This is a genomic window from Microbacterium proteolyticum, from assembly GCF_014192415.1.
GTDB lineage: Bacteria > Actinomycetota > Actinomycetes > Actinomycetales > Microbacteriaceae > Microbacterium > Microbacterium proteolyticum.
In genome coordinates, this window is the sequence record NZ_JACHXY010000003.1 from 400,094 (window position 1) to 420,393 (window position 20,300).

12 protein-coding genes are annotated in these 20,300 nt (G+C 68.8%); 5 read left to right on the forward strand and 7 right to left on the reverse strand.

The features are described 5' to 3' along the window. Positions 1-472 precede the first annotated feature (472 nt). The 4 genes from FHS07_RS14025 to FHS07_RS14040 form a co-directional block, all read right to left on the reverse strand. Positions 473-850 (reverse strand): hypothetical protein, encoded by a 378-nt coding sequence (locus tag FHS07_RS14025; RefSeq protein WP_183420514.1) that lies wholly within the window; start codon positions 848-850, stop codon positions 473-475. Positions 851-1,567: 717 nt separating this feature from the next. Further along, entirely contained in the window at positions 1,568-2,299 is a 732-nt protein-coding gene (locus tag FHS07_RS14030) for an RHS repeat-associated core domain-containing protein (protein WP_183420515.1), read from the reverse strand. Between the two features lie 339 nt (positions 2,300-2,638). Beyond that, positions 2,639-9,478: a PA14 domain-containing protein gene (locus FHS07_RS14035; protein WP_183420516.1), complete on the reverse strand. Its 6,840-nt coding sequence runs from the start codon at positions 9,476-9,478 to the stop codon at positions 2,639-2,641. A gap of 310 nt (positions 9,479-9,788) precedes the next feature. After that, on the reverse strand, positions 9,789-10,346 hold the full coding sequence (locus FHS07_RS14040) for a helix-turn-helix transcriptional regulator (protein WP_183420517.1): 558 nt from the start codon (positions 10,344-10,346) through the stop codon (positions 9,789-9,791). 132 nt (positions 10,347-10,478) lie between these two features. Between FHS07_RS14040 and FHS07_RS14045 the strand changes: the two genes are divergently transcribed. The 4 genes from FHS07_RS14045 to cydC are packed head-to-tail and all read left to right on the forward strand — an operon-like array spanning position 10,479 to position 16,369. After that, positions 10,479-11,918, forward strand: a complete 1,440-nt coding sequence (locus FHS07_RS14045) for a cytochrome ubiquinol oxidase subunit I (RefSeq protein WP_183420518.1) — start codon at positions 10,479-10,481, stop codon at positions 11,916-11,918. A gap of 9 nt (positions 11,919-11,927) precedes the next feature. Then, a complete protein-coding gene (cydB, locus tag FHS07_RS14050) occupies positions 11,928-12,953 on the forward strand; it encodes a cytochrome d ubiquinol oxidase subunit II (RefSeq protein ID WP_183420519.1) in 1,026 nt (341 codons plus the stop codon). 30 nt (positions 12,954-12,983) lie between these two features. After that, positions 12,984-14,672, forward strand: coding sequence for a thiol reductant ABC exporter subunit CydD (cydD, locus tag FHS07_RS14055; RefSeq protein WP_183420520.1), 1,689 nt, complete (start codon positions 12,984-12,986; stop codon positions 14,670-14,672). Next, positions 14,669-16,369 carry a thiol reductant ABC exporter subunit CydC gene (gene cydC, locus FHS07_RS14060; protein ID WP_343054730.1) on the forward strand — a complete coding sequence of 567 codons (1,701 nt, stop codon included), beginning with the start codon at positions 14,669-14,671 and terminating at the stop codon, positions 16,367-16,369. The genes cydD and cydC overlap by 4 nt, the downstream gene beginning before the upstream one ends. Positions 16,370-16,453: 84 nt before the next feature. On the opposite strand, the gene FHS07_RS14065 is transcribed toward cydC, so the two are convergent. The 3 genes from FHS07_RS14065 to modA all read right to left on the reverse strand — a co-directional run bounded on the left by FHS07_RS14065 (position 16,454) and on the right by modA (position 19,145). Then, the gene (locus tag FHS07_RS14065) at positions 16,454-17,476 is read right to left on the reverse strand and encodes a sulfate/molybdate ABC transporter ATP-binding protein (RefSeq protein WP_343054731.1); all 1,023 of its coding nucleotides are present in this window, start codon (positions 17,474-17,476) and stop codon (positions 16,454-16,456) included. Between the two features lie 119 nt (positions 17,477-17,595). Then, entirely contained in the window at positions 17,596-18,375 is a 780-nt protein-coding gene (gene modB / locus FHS07_RS14070) for a molybdate ABC transporter permease subunit (protein WP_183420522.1), read from the reverse strand. Then, positions 18,372-19,145 (reverse strand): molybdate ABC transporter substrate-binding protein, encoded by a 774-nt coding sequence (gene modA / locus FHS07_RS14075; RefSeq protein WP_183420523.1) that lies wholly within the window; start codon positions 19,143-19,145, stop codon positions 18,372-18,374. The genes modB and modA overlap by 4 nt, the downstream gene beginning before the upstream one ends. Positions 19,146-19,360: 215 nt before the next feature. On the opposite strand from modA, the gene FHS07_RS14080 reads away from it, so the two are divergent. Next, entirely contained in the window at positions 19,361-20,206 is an 846-nt protein-coding gene (locus FHS07_RS14080) for a helix-turn-helix transcriptional regulator (protein ID WP_183420524.1), read from the forward strand. The last annotated feature ends 94 nt before the right edge of the window (positions 20,207-20,300 follow it).

The window sequence follows — 20,300 nt, forward strand, 5'->3', positions numbered from 1 at the left end:
CGATCGCCAAGATGCCGCCGCAATACCCGAGGAAAACAAATGAGACGAATCTCATCATTTCAGTCCCATCCGTGGATGCAGCCAGGCAAGCGGTGTTGAAGCTATCCGCGCGCTTTTGCGAACTCCGAGAACCCGATCAGTAGATGGACGCCGCAAGAAAGCGACAATTCTCGCCGCTCACTGACCCTTCCGTTTCGCAAGGTGCATAGACCGTCGTGACGCCGAGACATCTGAGCTACTCCTTCCCTCCAAAGCGGCTGCGATGTTCGCCCGCGAGATTCACCGGGCGTCTAATGGAAGAATAGCCAACGCGCTATTACCGTGGCCAACTACTCATCGGCCACCGCCTCATCGATGTCCGAACGGACCGGCGCCGTTCGTACATAAATGATCCTCGGAAGAATGCCCGCTGCGATCAGACAGGGTACTGACAGAAACCACCACCAAGAGGCCACTTCGCTGAGAAATAAGGTCACACCGCGAAGCGGCGGACCAGGATGTCCTCCCACAGCGGACCCCAGGCTGCATTCATGACCATGAACCACGGCCCGCCTACGGCCCCGCACGTCCACAGCGATGCCGTAACCATTCTTAGCACCCGTCCTTCACGTGGGGGGTCGCTGTTTCGAGGACCGAGGAACAAGATAGACGCCGTCACGAGAACGCAGTACGCACTCCAGCCCATCAGGACCCACACCGGGCGAAAACCAAGCTCCGCCACGGCCTCGTGGAAAGTCAGTCCAGAGGCGGCAGGTCCGGCGAGGATCGCGGCGAGCGCCTGAACAGCGAACGTGACCAGGCCCACTCCCGTGACCAAGCCGGCCTGTAGCCAATTTTCAGACTTCACCATGAGCATGCGGCTCCCGCCGATAGCGGGGACGAGGAACGAACGGGGAGCGGCGACGTCATGGGTCTCGGGAATGTGGGCGATGGTTTCAGATCAGCCCCGAAACGCGCGTGTTGCTCCGGCATCTGAGCTAGTCCCTCTCCTGACAGCGGAGTGGACGTCTGCCAGCGAGAATTAACGAGCATCTAGTGGAGGAATCGCCAGAACGCGTAACAGATCATCACTACCCCCATAGCTACACCGGACGCACCAGCCACTCCCACCCAAAAGGGGCTCTGAAGGCGCTCGAGAAGCTCGCCGATGTGTCTTCCGAACCACCGCTTCTCCCCACGCACTGTTGATTCGGATATCATCTTACGACGCCATATTGCAATCGCGCCAATTAACAGAACCATGACGCCGAATATCAGGTTGGGTAGCACCGGAGCTGGTGGACGCTCCAGAGCCGCCGAAATCGATTGCATTACCACCCCCATCCTTCTTGTGCACAAGCTATTCGGTCGATCGTCTCATGTGTCCGAACGCGCACCCGCCTCAGTTGCCCCGGATGCGTACATCAGCCGCCCGCCAGCAGCGAAGCCTGGCAGTCTTATAACCATCACCTCAGGCACCGTGGATTGTGAGTCCAGAATGCGCAACTGATTGACATGCATGTCAGCGACGATCGCCAAGACCCCGCAGCAGTATCCGAGGAACACGAACGGAACAAATCGCATGGTTTCAGTCCCACCCACACATATAGCCGGGCAAGCGGTTTTGAAGCATTTTCTCAAACCCTGCCGCCATCCACGCAGGGTTATCGCTTCTACCCGTTTCCAGATCCCACGTACCGTTCCCAAACGCCGCTTCAACGCTCGAACCTATGTTATGACAGTCCCACTGTTGGTGAATGCTGGGTGTATCCAGCACCCGGGAAATCGCCGGAATGAGCTGTTCGTACGTGGGGATCTGCGTACGCTGGCGCCCCACAACCTCCACTGGAGACGTGAAGCTGGCCTTCCACCTCTCGCGCGAATCAACATACGAGAGGGTGAACGTGTGAGTTCGCCCACCGCTCGTATTCAGCTGCCGCTCGTACTTCTTTCCCGGGGTCGGCGCCAGCACGACGCTGGGAGATAGAACGAGATGGCCCTTCCTTGCGTATCTCACGAGCGAGTCCGCGCTCATCTTTCCGGTGAGGTCGTGCTTGCCGATGGGGTCGGTGGGCCAGACGTAGTCGTTGTCGACGCCGCCCTCGACCGGGTCCACCTGCAGGAACCGTCCCAACGCCGGGACATACAGACGGGCGCCCATCTCGATCACCAGCGTCGACTCCAACGCCTCGGTCAGCTTCTGCGCCCCCTGATGCCAGCCCGTCGTCCCGCTCACCGACCCGAACTCATTCGCTACGCCCGTCCCCAACGCCAACGTCGACATGTCCAACGGCTGACCGAACGGGTCGTACAACTGCATACCCGACGAGCCGGAACCGTCGCCGGTCGTCAGCGTGTGACCACGATAGGCCTAGGAGCGATTAGGAGAAGAATCGCCATATCGCGTAGCAGATGGCCACAATTCCCATCAACACAGTGCCCGCACCAGCCACACCCACCCAGAAGGGGCTTTGAAGATGTTCGAGCAATTCTCCCAAACCCTTTCCAAACCATCTTTTTTCCCCGCGAACTGTTGCTTTATATATGCGCTCGCGCCATCTGATCACGGATACACCAACAACCAAACAGACTATGCCGTAAATCAAGTTGGGCAACGCCGGTGCGGGCGGTCGCTCCAAAGAAGCCAGTAGCAGTTCCATTACCAACCCCATCCTGCTTGCGCACTACAACCCGCCTTGGCTCCCCCCGAGAAACCACCGCCGTAATAAAATAACGGGCCGCTCTGCTGGATACCGCCTTCTACGTACAAACCGATCGGTCCAGTCGTCAACGTACAACTCCCTCCCGCGAATAATCCACTTGCACTCTCGCTTGATGCACCCGCGCTCAAAGAAAAGCCGAGCTCGAGTCCGGCGCCGAGCGAGAGACGGCCGTGCCCATCGTGGTCAAGCGAGCCGTTCAGACAGACTCCTGCGCACGCCGAGAAACCTGCGCCTACAGCGCCGCCTCGGGACCAGTTCGCGGAAAGCAGTTCTCCGTCCAAGTGCCGGACCCTCGGCGTCGCGCGCGGCGGTACAGGTTGGCTGCGAGCCGCGATCCGCAAAGACGTGGGCCTCGACGGAACAAAGATCTCGCTACGCGTCTTGCGCCTCACATCCGCACGCCCCGAGGAATTCATGTACCCGACGTAGCCCTTCGAGATCCATCGTTCGAGAGAATCCGCCGACATCTTGCCGCTCAGGTCGTTCTTCCCCACTGGGTCGGTGGGCCAGACATAGTCGTTGTCGACGCCACCCTCGACCGGGTCGACCTGCAGGAACCGACCCAACGCCGGAACATGCAGGCGGGCGCCCATCTCGATCACCAGCGCCGACTCCAAAGCCTCGGTCAGCTTCTGCGCCCCCTGATGCCAGCCCGTCGTGCCGTTCACCGCACCGGACTCATTCGCCGCGCCCGTCCCCAACGCGAACGTCGACATGTCCAACGGCTGACCGAACGGGTCGTACAGCTGCACACCCGATGAACCGGAACCGTCCCCGGTGGTGAGGGTGTGTCCCTGCAGCGACGGGTACGACCACGACGCTGACCCCGACGCGGGAACGTCCACCGTCACCCCACCCGGCAGTGACAAGAACACGGTGACGTCGTCCCCGGAGAGGACCGCCCACGGGCTGTCACCCGCACCGGCATACACGTACCGCGTCGTCACCTTCGGGGCATCCCCCGCCGGGTCTACCGACCGCGACACCACGCGGCCGGAGGCGTCCCACACCACAGACACCTTCGAACCGGCATAGGTGCGTGTCCCGACGTGACGGTTCTCGGCGTCGTAGGAGAACAGCAGGTCGGACAACCGCGTCGTGTTGCCGCGCACGTCGTACGTGATCTCATCGGCACCGAAGCCATCGGCAACATGCGACGCACCGGGCGCCGGACCCCAGACGTTGTTCGACAGCAACCGATCCGCCCAGTCATAGCAATACTCCGCCGTCATCACACTCGCCTGGGACGCACCCGGCGCTGTGTACGCATCGACGTATCGCGTGCGGTTCCCCGACGCTCCGGCCGCCGTATTCGGACCGCACCCACCCGACGACGCGAACTCGTACGACAACTCGTGACCCGGGATCTTCGCCGACACCAACCGCCCCGCCGCGTCATACCCGTACCTCGAGTCGAACGACCGGTCACCCTGCCGCACGCGCTCGCGCACGATCCGCCCCGCATCCGACCGTGAAAGCTCATCGGTGATCGACGCCGCCGACGGGAAAGACCACGTCTGCGCCCTGATCGTGCCCCGCCGGTCGTCCCACGTCGCGGCCAACGCCGACCCACCCAGATACGACACCTGAGCAATCCGCTGCTTCGCATCGAATGTCGATGCCGCGTAGACCTGCCCGTCGAAGGTCACCGTGGTCGTCTTGCCGTCGCGGTCGTAGGCGAAAGCCGTCGTCGACGACGGCACGCCGGGGCCGGCGGTCATCACCCGCAGGACACGACCGGTGAGCGATTCGTACACCGGCGTCGTGACGACACCCCACACGTCGGTGTACGACTCGACCCGACCCAGCAGGTCGGTCTTCGTCGTCGTCGCCGACGTCAGCGACCCGGGCACGGGGGTCCCGGTCACCGTGACCGAGAGTCCCGTGGGAGTCGTCGTGTATGTGGTGGTCACCGTATCCGTCGCGACTCCCGCACCTCCGACCGAGACCTCCCTGACGGTGCGCCCGCGCGCGTCGACCGTCGCGCAGGACCACCCCTCGTCGCCGGTGACCCGGGTGCCCACGGCGCGACCCATCACGTCATAGACATATGACGTGACGATCGCCGTTCCACTTTCGGGCATTGGTCCTGTCGACGACTTCAGCATCCCGAACTGGCGCGTTCCGGCCGGCACCCGACACGTGTCTTCGGCCAGCTGCTCCGCGTCGCCGTAGTACGCGCGTGTGGTGCTCTTGACATCCTTAGTCGAACCGGATGCCGCCGCGGCGGGCAGCGCCTTCGACTTCTGCCGGAGCCACCCCGGCCCGTTCAGCTGCTCGAAGGTCGCCGTGCTCTGCAGCCCCAGACCGCCCGGATCGACGGTCACGGCCGACACCTGCCCGACGATCGGGTCCGAGTATGTCGTCTCCGACACCATGGAGGGAGCCGAAGCGCCCAAGACCCTGGTTGAATCCTCGACCGTGGAACGGGTGACCAGACCGTAGTCGGGCCTCAGCTGAGCACCGGGGACAACCTGGAAGTCGCCCGCTCCGGGGAGCTTCCACTGCAGATCGACGCGTGCTCCGCCGAGGTTTTCGTAATACTCCACGCGGATACGTCGAACGTCGCCGGCGGCCACCTGGAACACCGGACTGTCCGCGGGGGTAGGCCCCTGATCGACCCACCGATCTATGAGCAGGACATCGTCGAGCCAGACGCGGGTGCCGTCGTCGCTCATCGTGCGCAGCTGGTAAGAGCCCGCTATGGGGAAGGTGATGAGTCCCGTGGCACGGAGGGAGAACTCGTCGCTGGAGACGACGCCGGGAACGGGCGACCCCCCTCCCCAGTCCTTCTCGAAGGCCCCGTCAGCACCGCCCACACCCAGCGCGTACGCCTCGGGCTTACCCGACAATCTTCGCGTCTTGCTGTAGTAGGCGACCTGAAGTCCGCGGAAGCCCTCGTCGTACACGGTGCTCGATTTCGCCGGTGTGACGCCGCAGCCGAACGCCACGCTCGCGTCGCGCACGGGGCGCCGGTCGGATGTGAAGCACCCCGCGGGGGCGGGGGCGTACGCCTCGACCGGACGATCGAGGGCGTCGTACACCCGCGTGGACGTCAGACCCGCCGTATCGATCGCCGACAGCACCAGATCCTTCGACGGATGCCACTGCTGCGAGCTCGTCACCCCGAGCGCGCTCGTCAACGACGTCGAACGCCACGCACCGTCGTACGAGACCGTCTGCGAGACGCCCTCGAGCCCCGCGATGGAGACCGTCGTCTTGCCGTCGAGGTAGGCGTACGTGCGTGAGGGGCGCTCGGCTTGTGTCACCCCGTCGGGCGCCGGAAGCGTGATCGTCTTCGCGCGCGCACCCTCATACGCGATGCGCGTCGATGCCGGATCGTCGCCGGAGTCGGTGACGGGAACGGGGATGCTGTCGTTGGCCGTGGCATCCCGGATCTGTGTCAGCAAACCACCCGCGCTGTCATAGCCGAACAGCGTGAGCTCGTCGCCCGGGTCGAGGATCGCCGCGAGCTGCCCGTCGACGTTGTAGAACAGCCGCGACTCCGAGCCGTCGGGGTACGAGATGCGGCACAGCATGTCGACCGGCGCCTTCGCGTAGCCCGCACCCGATCGCTCAGGGCACGACGAGCGGTCACCGTTCTGATACCCGAAGACAACTTTGCGCGTGTACTGGTCGCCGCTCTGGGACACGGGATCGACGACCTCGGCGGTCACCCCGTTCGCGTTCAGAATGCTCTGCGGCGCGGCAGCCTTCCGAACGTCTTCGGGAGGGGTCGCGGATGCCACGCGCCCCTCCTTGGTGAAGTGATAAACCTTCCCATCCTCGTCGGTGAAGACCACCCACCCGTTGCCGTCGAGGGAGAGTACCCCGAATTCCCCGCTCGGCGCCGTGTAACCGCCGGTCGCGACCTTCGTGTACGTGTGCGCCTTGCCGGTGGTGTCGGTGAGGACGACGGAGGCGTCGGTGACCTGCGCGGAAACCCACGTCGCGGCCGTTCCCGACAACGGCACCGAGGCACCCCACCCCTGCGGGAGCGTCGAAACGCGCTTGGTGAACCAGTCCGGCTGGACGTCAACCCGCGTGGGGGCCGAGGCGCCGTCGGGGATGTACTCGATCCACAACGCGACGTAGGCATCACCGGTTGCTTCGTAGTACTCCACCTGAATCGGCTTCGCCCCTCCGGCGCCGGTGACCGTCGACGCCGCCGCCGTCACCCATCCCCCTCCCTGCCACTTCTCGACCAGTTTCTGACCGTCGTACGTGACGCGGATCCCGTCATCGTGGGTCGCGCCCAAACGCAGGGGCTTGCCGACAAGGCTCGGCGGCAACGTGAGGAACCCCGACCAGCGCGCCAAGAAATGATCAGTGGGCAGCGCGTCCGCAGGCGCGCCCGTCCCCCATCGAAAGGACACCGCCGGATCGGTGCGGACCATCGCCGCCGTCTTGTTCTCGAAGGTGTACCCGCTCGGGGAGGTGGGCGCCGCACCTGCGACACGGGCATCGAAGTACTCGCCGGTCAGTCCCCGATTCGCGCCCGCGACCTCCTGCGAGTTGTAGGTGAACGACATGCCCATCGCGCCGCCCAGCGTCGTCACCGTCGGCGAGGCGAAGGACACGTTGACGTTGCCGTTGGCTAAGTTCGTGGTCACCGGTCCCGCCGTGTCGTAGGGCGAGGGTCCCGATGACCCGAGACGAAGGTCGGTGCGGAGGCGCCGCACCCAGCCGTTCTCGGTGTTCGTGTCCTGACCGTCATTGGTCGTGACGGTCCAGGAGTAGACGCCGCCGTCTTGCAACGTGCCCGCGGGCACCGTCCACGCCGCCATGCCGTTCGCCGCCGTGATCCACCCCGAGGTGACGACAGCGCCGGAACGGGCGTCCTGCCCCGTGGCGATCTTAAACTTGTAGGTCATCGTGCCGCCGGTGCCGTCGGTGTCGGCGACGGCGCCCACCTGCAGCGTGGGCGTCAGCGTCGTGACGGTGGCAGGCGTCTCGGTCACCGCGCTCCCGGGCGCCGCCGTCCCGGCATCCGGAAGCGGCACGACGTTCGTCGTGAAGCTGTACACCGGCGACTGGCGGAACGTCGATTGACCCCACAGTCCATTGAGGTCGTCGACCAAGGAAGCGCGCCAGTAGTAGGTGGTGGCCGCTCGGAGGATGCCGGTGGGCATGTCGTACTGACCGCTGCTGCTCCACCCGCGGGTAGCAACGAGATTCGTCATGTTCGGGTCCGTCGCGACCTCGATGGCGTACTGCTGGGGACGGCTTCCGGGATTGGTGGCCCCCAGAGCGAAGTGGGGCGCCAGAGACGCGCCTCTCGCGCCGTTCGACGGGATGCCGCCCCACACCGACGGGTACTCCCACGACTCGATCCACATGTCTGCCTGGACGCGCTTGAAGGAGTATGAGGGTCCTTCCCACCCCCCGATCATGAACGCCGGACGATCACCGCTTCGCAGCTGGCTCGCGAGCCGGGCAGCGACGCCGTCGCCCTCCGTGTCGGCCCATCCACTGTCGATCGTGTAGTTCGCGAGGTGCGGGCCCATTCCGTTGTAGCTGAAGCCCATGGCGTGCTGCACCCAGCCCGTCTGCCGGGACGTGGTGCCGTAGCCGTCGTAGCCCACTCCGATCTGCGCACCCGCGATGAAGCGCCCGGGGACGGAGCCGTAGTCGAAGGTCACGACCGATCGCCAGTACCGGTCGCCGGTGCTCTCCCGCGTGTTGCCGACGTACGTGAGCCCGGAACGGACGGTTCCGTCCGACTTGTACGCCGTCGTCCCGTTCGGCGTCATCACCGTCGGATCGATGCGCACGGGATACACCCGTACACGGTCGTGCAGCCACGTTCGATCGGCGCGCAGGCTGTACCGCCACGAACCGTCGGAGGCCTGCCGAAGCCCGACCCGCAGCGGGGTCTCGGCATCGGCGGACCGGCCATCGACACCGCTCGAATCGATCGCGACCGGCGTCGGGATCATCAACACGGCCGCACCGGCTTGGTCGTTGAAGATGACGGAGTCCGCCTCCCCGAGCGTCGGCGTGAGCGACCCCGCCTCGATGCGCCACGTCCAGGACGTCCGCCATTCGGGGGCGGTATCCAGGACCAACGATTCCTTCACCCCGCCCGGCTCGACGCGATACTCGAGGTCAGCGCTGCCCGAGACGTCGCGGTAGGTCAGCTGCTCCCAGTCGTCCCACCACCAGAAGGGCGCCGCCACGTCGCCCGGCTCAGCGCCGATAAGCGAGAACGACACGTCGTGCCCCTCTCGAGAGACGGTCACCGCGGGGGCCTCGTCGCTTCCCCCGCGGAACACGGGTTTCAGCGGGTGATCGGCGACCGTCCAGTCGTCGTTGCGGCGAGACACCGACGTATTCACATCGACCCAGTCGCCGTCATCGTTGCGCGCGCGGGTGGGATCCGTCGTCAGGTGCGTGACGGTTCCCCCCGACGGACCGCGGTACTGCGCAGAGTCCTCGGACTCGGCGACGACCTCCATGCCGGACGCCGGGACGGAGCGCTTCTCCCACTCGGCGACGGCAGACGTTCTCTCGGGCGGCGTCACGGGTGCAACGGGCTGCGGGGCTTCGACGGTCTCGGCGACCGGGGAGGGAATGTCGAACGCTCCCTCGGGAAGCTTCGGCTGCGCATCGGGTTCGTCGGTGGACGGGAGCGCCGGGGCATCGTCGGCGGTAGCGACCGGGGTATCGACCGAGGGTGTCGCCGCGCGCGCGGCGTCTGCCGGTACGCCCGCGCCGATGAGGAGGGCGATCGTCGCAACGATCGACACGAGCGAGAGACGAGGAAGAGAAGGCACGGGCAACCCCCGGAGGGCCGCCGGCGTGGCGGTCGACGTCGCCTGAATTCAGACAACGCCGATCGTGCGCATAGCGTTCGTCCAGGAATTGTCGATCCCCCGGAATGACGCGGACCACGTCAGCCGAATTCACCCGCGACTCATCCGGATCCGGATCCACGGCTCTCGCTCGTCAGACGACCGCCGCCGGGTCCGTCGTAGGCAGCGCGCAGGTGAAGGCGCGGAGGCCGCCACGATCGATTGCGCTCGACCCACACGACGGCACCACCGGAGCGGCCGGCGCCCGGTTGCCCACCGTCGCGAGTGGGATCTATCCGACGGAACGGGCGGGCCTACCGCGGCGCGGGCGGTCCTCGGACAACGCGAACGGGGTCGCCCCGGCGGCGAGCACCGCCACCTCGTCGAGCCACCGCAGGTCGGCCTCGAGCCGCGCGCGCCGGGCCGCGCGCACGATCGCCGCGGGCACGGCATCCGCGTCCCTTTCCTCCGACGCAGCCTCGGCCTCGGCGAGCGCCGCGCGGACCGCCGCACGCTGGGCGGACAGGATGCCGCCGATGTCGGCGCCCGGCAGCGTCACCGCCAGGGCGATCTTCAGCGCCACGTCGTCGCGTCCCTCGGCGAGCGAGGCGGTGGAAAGCCACGCGCGGACCTCGGCGCGCCCGGCCTCGGTGGGCTCCCAGAGCACGCGCGCCTCGTCGTCCACGCCGGCGCCGGTCACCAGTCCATCGCGCTCGAGCCGCTCGAGCGTCGTGTACACCTGCCCGACGTTGACCCGCGCGCCGGTGCGCCGTTCGTACTCGGCGCGCAGCTGCGAGCCGTAGCAGGCGCCGCGATCAAGGATCGCGAGCAGGCTCTGACGAACGGACACGGGCGCCTCCTGGCGGGTCAGAAATGACTTGCCGAGTATATCGTTCGACGCCGAGGGATCCCCCGACGCGCCGGGGAGCCCCGGCGTACCATGTGGTCTGACCACACAATCCGGTTCGATCGGAGGCTCCTGATGGAGTGGCTCGACCCCCTCGCCCTCGCCCGCTGGCAGTTCGGGTTGACGACGCTGTACCACTTCCTGTTCGTGCCCCTGACGCTGGGCATGTCGCTGATCGTGGCCGTGTTCCAGACCGTCTGGTACCGCACGGGAGACGTCCGGTGGCTGCACATCACGCGCTTCTTCGGGAAGATCTTCCTCATCAACTTCGCCATGGGCGTGGTCACGGGGATCGTGCAAGAGTTCCAGTTCGGAATGAACTGGTCGGCGTACTCGCGCTTCGTCGGCGACGTCTTCGGCGCCCCCCTCGCCTTCGAGGGGCTGCTCGCGTTCTTCCTCGAAGCGACCTTCATCGGCCTGTGGATCTTCGGGTGGGACAAGCTCCCCCGTCTCGCCCACCTCGCGAGTATCTGGATGGCGTCGATCGGCGCCACCCTCTCGGCGTATTTCATCATCGCCGCCAACGCCTTCATGCAGAACCCGGTCGGCTACCAGATGTCGGCCGAGGGCCACCGCGCCGAACTCGTCGACTTCTGGGCCCTGCTCACCAACCCCGTCGCCCTCGCCGCCTTCCCGCACACGATCTTCGCCGGCTGGATGTTCGCCGCCATGATCGTCGTCGCCATCTCGGCCTGGCACCTGTCACGCGGACGCAACACCGACATGATGCGGAAGACCCTGCGCTTCGGCCTGTGGTCGACGGTGGTGTCGTTCGTGCTCGTCGCGATCGTGGGCGACCAGCTGAGCCTGGTCATGGTGGCCACCCAGCCGATGAAGATGGCCGCGGCCGAGGCGACCTTCAACACCGTCTGCGGAGCGGATGCCTCGTTCTCGATCTTCACGCTCGGAACCCCCGACGGCACGAGCGAGCTGTTCTCGATCCGGGTGCCGTTCCTGCTGAGTCTGCTGTCGACGCACTCGCTCGATGGATGCGTCGAGGGGATCAACGACCTCAACACCCTCTACAGCCAGCAGTTGTTCCCGCAGTTCGCCGACCAGGTGGACGGCAACTTCGCCCCCGTACTGTGGGTCACCTACTGGGCGTTCCGCTGGATGATCGCGCTCGGCGGCATCACGGCGCTGGTGTGCGTCGCGGGCCTGTGGGTCACGCGCAAGAAGGCGACGCGCCCCGTCGCACCGTGGATGTGGCGCGTGGCCATCTGGGCCGCTCCCCTGCCGATGCTCGCCAGCCTCGTCGGCTGGGTGTTCACCGAGATGGGTCGTCAGCCCTGGATCGTGTTCGGCCTCATGCTCACCGAAGACGGCGTCTCACCCAGCGTCCCCGGCTGGAGCGTGCTGATCTCGCTCGTGGCGTTCACCCTCGTGTACGCCAGCCTCGCCGTCGTGGAGTTCGGACTCATCAAGAAGTACGCGCAGAAGGGCCCCGACCCGCTGCCGGACCCGGATGCCGAGCGCGACGACTCCATCGAGAACACCCCGACCACGGTCTACTAGGAGCTCATCATGGATCTCGCGTACCTCTGGTTCTGGATCGTCGCCTTCCTCTTCGTCGGCTACTTCGTGCTCGACGGCTTCGACTTCGGTGTCGGCATGTCGATCCCCTTCCTCGGCAAGGACGACATCGCCCGCCGACAGATCATCAACACGATCGGCCCCGTGTGGGACCTGAACGAGACGTGGGTCATCGTCGCGGGAGCTGCGCTGTTCGCCTCGTTCCCCGAGTGGTACGCGACGCTCTTCAGCGGGTTCTACCTGCCGCTGCTGGTCATCCTGCTCGCGCTCATCGCCCGGGGCGTGTCGTTCGAGTACCGGCACCAGCGCGACTCCGCGACGTGGAAGAGGTCGTTCGACCGGATGATCTTCTTCGGGTCGGCGCTTCCCGCGTTCCTCTGGGGCGTCGCCTTCGCGAACATCGTGCAGGGAGTCCCCCTGGATGCCGATCACGAATACGTCGGCACCGTGCTGACGCTGCTGAACCCCTACGGCATCCTGGGCGGGCTGACGACGCTGACGCTGTTCTTCCTGCACGGGCTCTATTTCGTCGCGTTGAAGACCGACGGACAGGTGCGGACCGATGCGCGCCGCCTCGCGGGGCGCGCGGGTCTGGTGACCATCGCTCTGGCGGCACTGTTCCTGGCGTGGACCGTCGCGAACGCCGCCGACGCCCCCCTGTTCTTGGGGGTCGTGGGCCTCTCGGCAATGGCCGCACTCGCACTCATCGGTTCGTGGGTGGCGAACAGCCGCGACCGAGAGGGCACCGCGTTCGCGCTGGGAGCGGTGACCATCGTGGCGGCCGTGGCGGCGCTCTTCTTCGCCCTCTTCCCCTACGTCATGCCCTCGACCCTCGCCGAGGGCTCGAGCCTCACGATCGAGAACGCCTCGAGCACCGACTACACGCTGACGATCATGAGTTGGGCAGCGCTCATCTTCCTGCCGCTGATCCTGGCGTATCAGGGCTGGACCTACTGGGTGTTCCGCAAGCGGGTCACCCGCGCCCGTATCGAGAAGGCCGCGCTCGTCGCGCACTGACGGCCCGCTCCCTTCCCTGGACACCTCCCCATGAAACCCGTCGATCCGCGGCTGCTCCGCTACGCCACCGCCTCCCGCGGCTTCCTCGCCCTCACCGCGGCGATCGTGCTCGCGCAGACGGTCGTCGTCGTCGGGTTCGCGTGGACGCTGACCACCGCGCTGGTCGGGGCGATCGAGGGCCGGCCGCTCGACGAGCTCTGGGGACACGTCGGGATCGCGGCATCCCTCGTCGTGGTCCGAGGTCTGTTGATCGCGGTCTCGGAGCGCGTGTCGGCGCGAGGCGCTGCGACGGCATCGCTGCAGCTGCGGGCCGCGCTGGTCGCGGCGGTCGGCAGACTCGGCCCCGCGTGGCTTGCCCGGCGCAACGCCGCCTCGCTCTCGGTGACCGCGGGGCACGGCCTCGACGCGCTGGATGCGTACTTCGGCCGGTACCTGCCGCAGTTGGTCGCCACCGCGATCACCATGCCCGTGCTCATCGGCACGATCGCCCTCGCCGACCCGCTCTCGGGCCTCACCGTCGCTCTGACGATCCCGCTGATCCCGCTGTTCATGGTGCTCATCGGTCTCGCCACCCGCGGTGTCCAGCAGCGGCAGTACCGCACGCTCGGACGCCTTGCGGCGCGCTTCGCCGACACCGTCGAGGGTCTCGGCACGCTCAAGGCGTTCGGCCGGCAGCACCGGGCCGCCGACTCGATCGAGAAGATCACCCGCGACTACAAGCGCGAGACGATGACGGTGCTGCGCGTGTCGTTCCTCTCGGGCTTCGCGCTGGAATTCCTGGCATCCATCTCGGTCGCCATCATCGCCGTGACGATCGGCTTCCGCCTGCTCGCGGGCGATCTCAGCCTGCTCGTGGGGCTCTTCGTACTGCTGCTGGCGCCCGAGGCCTACCTGCCGCTGCGTCAGGTGGGGGTGCAGTTCCACGCGGCGAGCGAGGGGGTGGCCGCGACGGAGCAGATCTTCGACACGTTGGATGCTGCGCGGGAGGTCCCGACCCCGGATGCCGCGCACTCGGCGCCCGGATCGACGCTGGCGCTGCACGAGGTGGAAGTCGACCGAGAGGGCACCGCACTGCCGCGGGTGTCGCTGTCCGTCGGTCCGGGCGAGGTCGTGCTCGTGACGGGGCCGAGCGGCGTGGGGAAGTCGTCGCTGATCGCCGCCCTGCTCGGCTTCGCCGCTCACGACGGCGAGATCCGCGTCGACGGGGTCGCCGTGCCGCACGCGCGCTCGTCGGTGGCGTGGGCCGGGCAGCGGCCGGGGCTCGTCTCGGGCACGGTGGCCGAGAACGTCGCTCTCGGCTCCGTGGCGGATGCAACCTCCATCGTCGCTGCGCTGACCGACGCGGGAGCCGCGGACATCGCCCCCGAGACGCCCCTCGGCGCGGGGGGTGCCGGACTCTCCGGCGGCGAGGCGCAGCGCGTCGCCGTCGCCCGCGCGCTGTACCGGGCCCGGGTCGTGGGCGCATCTGTGCTCGTGCTCGACGAGCCCTCGAGCGCCCTGGATGCCGCGACCGAGGCGCACCTGTGGACGACGCTCCGCCGTGAGGCCGACGCCGGCCGCGGCGTGCTGCTGGTCTCGCACCGTCTGTCGGCGCGGGCGATCGCCGACCGCGTGGTCTCGCTGCGCCCCGCGCGGGAGTTGCCGAAGATGGTCGCCTCCGCCGACCGCGAGGCGACGAGTCGCGGCAACTCAAGCCGAGCCGATGGGGTGCGGGCGTGAACGGGCGGGTGCGCGGCATCCTGCGATCGGCGATGCCGTCGCCGAGACGCTTCGCGCCCGCGGTGCTGTCGGGCTTCGGCACCGCGGCGAGCGCGATCGCGCTGCTCGCGGCGAGCGCGTGGCTGATCGCCCGGGCGTCCGAGCAACCGCTGGTGATGTACCTGTCGATGGCGGTCGTCGGGGTGCGGGCGTTCGCGCTGTCGCGCGGGGTGTTCCGGTATCTCGAGCGTCTCACCGGCCACGACGCCGCCCTGCACCAGCTCGCCGGGGTGCGCGCCGACCTCGTCCGCGAGATCGTGCCGCTCGCCCCCGACGGCCTCGCCCGCGCGCGCCGGGGCGGCCTGCTCTCGAGCGTCGTCGACGACGTCGAGGAGCTGCAGAACCTGCCGCTGCGCGTCGTACTGCCCCTGGCGGTCGCCGCCGTCACCTCCCTCGCCGCGGTCGTCTTCACCGCGCTCGTCTCGTGGCCGGCCGCACTCGTGCTGCTCGGATGCCTGATCGTGGCGTTCGCCGTCGCGGTGGCCGTGGGCTGGGCGGCCGGAGCGCGCGCCGAGCGGTCGATCGCGCCCTTGCGTGCGGCCGTCGCCGACGCCGTGCACGACCTGCTCGCGAACCTCGACGTGCTCACCGCGTACGGAGCCCTGGATGCCGCGACCGCCCGCGTCCGCGCCGCCGACGCCGCGCTGCGCCGGGCTGTCGTCCGCCGCGGCGGGGCGCAGGGACTCACCTCCGGGGTCGTATCGATGCTCGCCGGCATCGCATCGCTCGGCGCCCTGCTCGTCGCCGCCCCCGCGGTGACCGGCGGTGCGCTGTCCGGGCCGGGACTGGCGGTCGTCGTGCTGCTGCCGATGGCGGTATTCGAGGTGTTCGGCCCCGTGCCGCTCGCCCTCGCGTCCTGGCGACAGGTGCGGGCCGCCGCCGAGCGCATCGCCGAGGCGGTGCCCGAGCGCATCCCCGAGGGTCTCCCGCAGGGCGAACCGACCCCGACCGGCGACGCCCCCGCCCTGGGCCGCGGGCTCGAGCTCCGCGGCATCCGGGCCCACTGGCCCGCGCGGGGCGACGCCGACGGGGACTCCGGGAGACTCGTCGACGTCGACCTGCACGTCGGCCCCGGCGAGCGCGTGCTCGTCACCGGACCCAGCGGCGCGGGGAAGACGACGCTGGCCCACGTGCTCGCGAGGTTCCTGGACTACGAGGGGTCGTACACGATCGACGGCGTCGAGGTGCGCGAACTCTCGGGGGACGACCTGCGCCGTACCGTCGGGCTCATCGAGCAGGCACCGCACCTGTTCGACGAGTCGGTGCGGCAGAACCTGCTCTTCGCCCACGAGACCGCGACCGACGCCGACCTCTGGGACGTTCTCGCCCGCGTCGGCCTCGACACCTGGACGCGCGAGCGCGGCGGCCTCGACACCCCCGTCGGCGACCGCGGCGTCCTCGTCTCGGGAGGGCAGGCGCAGCGCCTCACCCTCGCCCGCGCGCTGCTGCGCGGATTCCCGGTGCTCGTGCTCGACGAGCCGACCGCGGGCGTGGACCCCGCGGCATCCGATGCTCTGCTTCTCGACCTGCTCGGCGCTGTGGGGCGCGAGCAGGCGGTGGTGCTCGTGTCGCACGTCGACGTGCCCGCGGGGCTGGTCGATCGCGAGGTGTGCGTGGAGGGCGGGCGGGTGACGGCGTCCACGCCGTCACCCCGTTGAGTGTCCAGAACACGCGGGGCGCTTCGAGAAACGTCCGAGTGTCGTGGACACTCAACCGGGCATCGCGGCGTGACGCCGCACAGATCAGGCCACCGCGACGAACCGCACGCGATCCGGCGCGATGCCGAGGAGCACGACGTCGCCCGGACGGATCCCCGCCGCGTCGCCCGGAGCGACCTCCGCAGCCCCGTGGTCGGTGACGACCCGCACGCCGGTCGGGGTCGGCTCGAGGTGCGAAACAAGCGCCGGTGACCCCTCCCCCAGCCGTGCGTCAGCCGCGCGGAAGACGGCGGCCAGACGGGCGCCGTCGATGGCGGCGAGCGCGCGCGACGCGGCATCCGTGGACGAAAGCCGCAGCCCCTCCCGCTCGAACGCCCCGCCCCGGGCAACCCCGACGACGCGCTCCAGTCCCGCGATCTTCGCCGCCACCTCGGTCGCGGGCGCCGCCAGCACCTCTCGCACCGACCCCTCCTGTGTCACCGAGCCCCGCTCGACGATCAGCAGGCGGTCGGCCAGCGCCGCGGCATCCACCGCGTCGTGGGTCACTGCGATCGTCGTGACCCCGTCGAGGCTCTCCCGCAGCATCGCGCGGATCTCGGATGCCGTCACCGCGTCGAGAGCGACGAGCGGCTCGTCGAGAAGGACGACCCGCGGCTGGGCGGCGAGCGCCCGCGCGACCGCGACGCGCTGCTGCTCGCCACCCGACAGCCGGGTGGGGCGACGATCGCCCGCGCCCGGCAGCCCCACCCGCGCCAACCACTCGTCGGCTCGGGAACGGGCATCGGATGCCGAGACCCCGGCCGCCCGCGGACCGAAGGCGACGTTCTCACGCGCGGTGAGGTGCGGGAAGAGCCGGGCGTCCTGCCCGAGCAGGACGATGCCGCGGTGCATCGGGGCGGTGCGAAGCCGCGGGGGGCGGTCGAGCACCCGCCCGTCGAGCGAGATCTCGCCGCCGTCGAGGGGGGTGAGCCCCGCGAGCGCGTCGAGGAGGGTCGATTTGCCCGCACCGCTGCGGCCCATCACCGCGACGGTCTCCCCCCTCGCGACGTCGAGCGCGATGGCGACGTCGAAGTCACGGCGGCGTACGACGACGTCGGCGCGGAGCACGGGGGCGTTCCGACCATCCCCGCCCCAGCGCGGCCCGACGCCGACCCGTGCGTGCGACTCGGACACGGCGGCATCCGGGTTCGCCCCAGCCGGATCTCGGGCCTCCGCACCGCCCCCGTTCATCGCCCCACCCCCGGGCGCCACCCGCGCACGAGCAGCAGGACCGCGACCGCGGTCACCAGCAGCAGCATCGACAGCGCCACGGCCGTGCCCTGCGAGACCCCGGCGCCGTTGAAGGCGGTGTAGATGGCGAGCGGCATGGTCTGGGTCACGCCCGGACGGTTGCCGGCGAACAGCGCGGTCGCCCCGAACTCGCCGATCGCACGCGCGAAGCACAGCACGACACCGGCGACGATGCCGGGCGCGGCCAGCGGGAGGGTCACGCGCCGCAGGATGGTCGCGCGCGACGCTCCGAGAGACGCCGCCGCCCGCTCGAACTCGACCCCCGTGCTGCGCAGCGCGCCCTCCACGGCCAGCACGAGAAACGGCAGGGCGACGAATACCTGCGCGAGCACCACGGCGGGCGTGGTGAAGGGCAGTCCGAGCGCGCCGAACCAGCCGTTTCGACCGAAGAGGTAGAGGAGCGCGACACCCCCGACCATCGGCGGCAGCACGAGCGGCACGGTCACGAGTGCCCGCAGCAGCGCGGCGACGCGGGCAGGGCTCCGGGCGATGAGGAGGGCGAGGGGGATGCCGACGATCGCGCAGAGCGCCGTCGCCACCGCCCCCGTCGACAGCGACAGCCCGAGTGCCGACAGCGCGGCATCCGAGGTGATGTCGCTCCACAGCGTCGCCCATTCGACGCGGGCGATGAGCGCGCTGAGCGGCACGAGCAGGAAGAGCAACCCGATCACCGCCGGCACGATCAGCCAGCGCGGGACGAAACCCGCCGATCTCACGGTGCCTCGAACCCCGCGTCCGCGAGGATCCGCTGCCCCTCCTCCGACAGCACGAAGGCGACGAACGCGGATGCCGCTTCAGAATCCTGCGAGTCGGTGAGCGCCGCGATCGGATAGCGGTTGACGACCGCGTCGGCGCCCTCGGGGACGATCGCCTCGACGTCGTCTCGACCGACGACGTCGGTGGCGTAGACGAGCCCGGCGTCGGCTTCGGCGGCCGCGACCTTGGTGAGCACCGCGGTGACGTTCTGCTCGGAGCTCGCGGGGCTCACGGTCACTCCCGCATTCGACAGCAGCGTGAGCGAGGCGGCACCGCAGGGCACCTCGGGCGCGCAGAGCACGGTCGTGACGCCGGAGAGGTCGGCGAGGGTCTGGACACCGCCCGGGTTGCCGGGGGGCACGGCGATGACGAGGGTGTTGCCCGCGAAGATCTGTGGATCGGGCGCCTCAGCCGCCACCTTGGACATGTTCTTCTCGTCGGCCGAGGCGAAGACGTCGGCGGGCGCACCCTCGCCGATCTGCGTCGCGAGGGTGCTCGAGCCGTCGTAGACAGCGCTCACCGTGACACCCGGGTGCTTCTGCTCGAACGCCGCCGTGATCTCATCGAACGAGCGCTGCAGGGAGGCCGCGGCGTAGACCTCGACGGTCCCCGACAGGTCGTCGGACGATGCTGCGGATCCGGATGCCGCGGGGGCGGGCCCAGAGCTGGCGCACCCGGCGAGAAGGGTGGCGGCACCCAGAAGGGCGAGAAGACGCACGGGTCGCGACATGGCATCCTTTCGGCGACGCCGGCGGGCCGCTCCCGCCTCATTATTCCGCATTCGCGGAACCAGAGGGTCTTCCGAGTCGCATCCGCGAGAAGTCCGCGTCTCGCCAGCACCTCCGCCGGCGACGCAACCGCACCCCGAACGATGCGAGGGGTGGACCGGCGGGTCCTGGCACCACACCGATCGGCAGGGTAGGAACGGGGGATGCGAGCAATGACATGAGCGACCTGGCCGGACTCGGCGACTTCCTCCAGCGACGCCGGGAGGCACTGCAGCCGGAAGACGTCGGCCTCGCCCGCGGTGTGCGGCGGCGCACGGCGGGTCTCCGCCGCGAGGAGGTGGCCCTGCTCAGCCACATGTCGACCGACTACTACGCCCGTCTCGAGCGCGGCACCGGCCCGACCCCGTCGGAGCAGATGCTGACCTCGCTGGCGCAGGGCCTGCACCTCAGCCTTGCGGAACGAGACCACCTCTTCCGACTCGCGGGACACGAGGCGCCCTCCCGCCACTCCGCGACGGAGCACGTCAGCCCCGGCATGCTGCGCGTGCTGGACCGCCTCGACGACACCCCGGCCGAGATCGTGACCGAGCTGGGCGAAACGCTGCGCCAGAGCCGTCTGGGGACCGCCCTGCTCGGCGACGCAACCCTGCGCAGGGGCCCGGCACGCAGCATCGGATACCGATGGTTCACCGACCCGACCGCCCGCGCCGCTTACCCGCCCGAGGAGGTCGCGGTCCTCTCGCGCGTCTACGCGGCCGGGCTGCGCGAATTGGTGGCCGCGCGCGGCTCGCGATCGCGCGCGGCCGAGCTGTCCGACGACCTCCGCCGCCGCAGCGAGGAGTTCGCCGCGCTGTGGGACGCGCACGAGGTCGGCGCCCGCCCGCCGGAGGTCAAGCGGTTCCTCCACCCCGAGGTGGGGCACCTCGACCTGTCGTGCCAGACGCTCCTCGACCCCGACCATTCGCACCGCCTGCTCGTCTACACGGCGCAGCCCGGGAGCGAGAGCGCCGAAAAGCTCCGCCTGCTGGCGGTCGTCGGCACGGCCTCCCCCGCTCCGCACTGAGACTGCCCCCTCGTGCGTGCGGATGACGTGCGGCGCTGAGGGGTGGATCGCCGATCAGCGGCTGAGCGGGCACTGGCCCGCTCCGGACACGGGC

Bases quoted from the DNA above. Each gene is read 5' to 3' on its own strand.
- FHS07_RS14025 (WP_183420514.1), bottom strand. From the start codon at position 850: ATGGTGAAGTCTGAAAATTGGCTACAGGCCGGCTTGGTCACGGGAGTG.
- FHS07_RS14030 (WP_183420515.1), bottom strand. From the start codon at position 2,299: ATGCAGTTGTACGACCCGTTCGGTCAGCCGTTGGACATGTCGACGTTG.
- FHS07_RS14045 (WP_183420518.1), top strand. From the start codon at position 10,479: ATGGAGTGGCTCGACCCCCTCGCCCTCGCCCGCTGGCAGTTCGGGTTG.
- cydB (WP_183420519.1), top strand. From the start codon at position 11,928: ATGGATCTCGCGTACCTCTGGTTCTGGATCGTCGCCTTCCTCTTCGTC.
- cydD (WP_183420520.1), top strand. From the start codon at position 12,984: ATGAAACCCGTCGATCCGCGGCTGCTCCGCTACGCCACCGCCTCCCGC.
- modA (WP_183420523.1), bottom strand. From the start codon at position 19,145: ATGTCGCGACCCGTGCGTCTTCTCGCCCTTCTGGGTGCCGCCACCCTT.
- FHS07_RS14080 (WP_183420524.1), top strand. From the start codon at position 19,361: ATGAGCGACCTGGCCGGACTCGGCGACTTCCTCCAGCGACGCCGGGAG.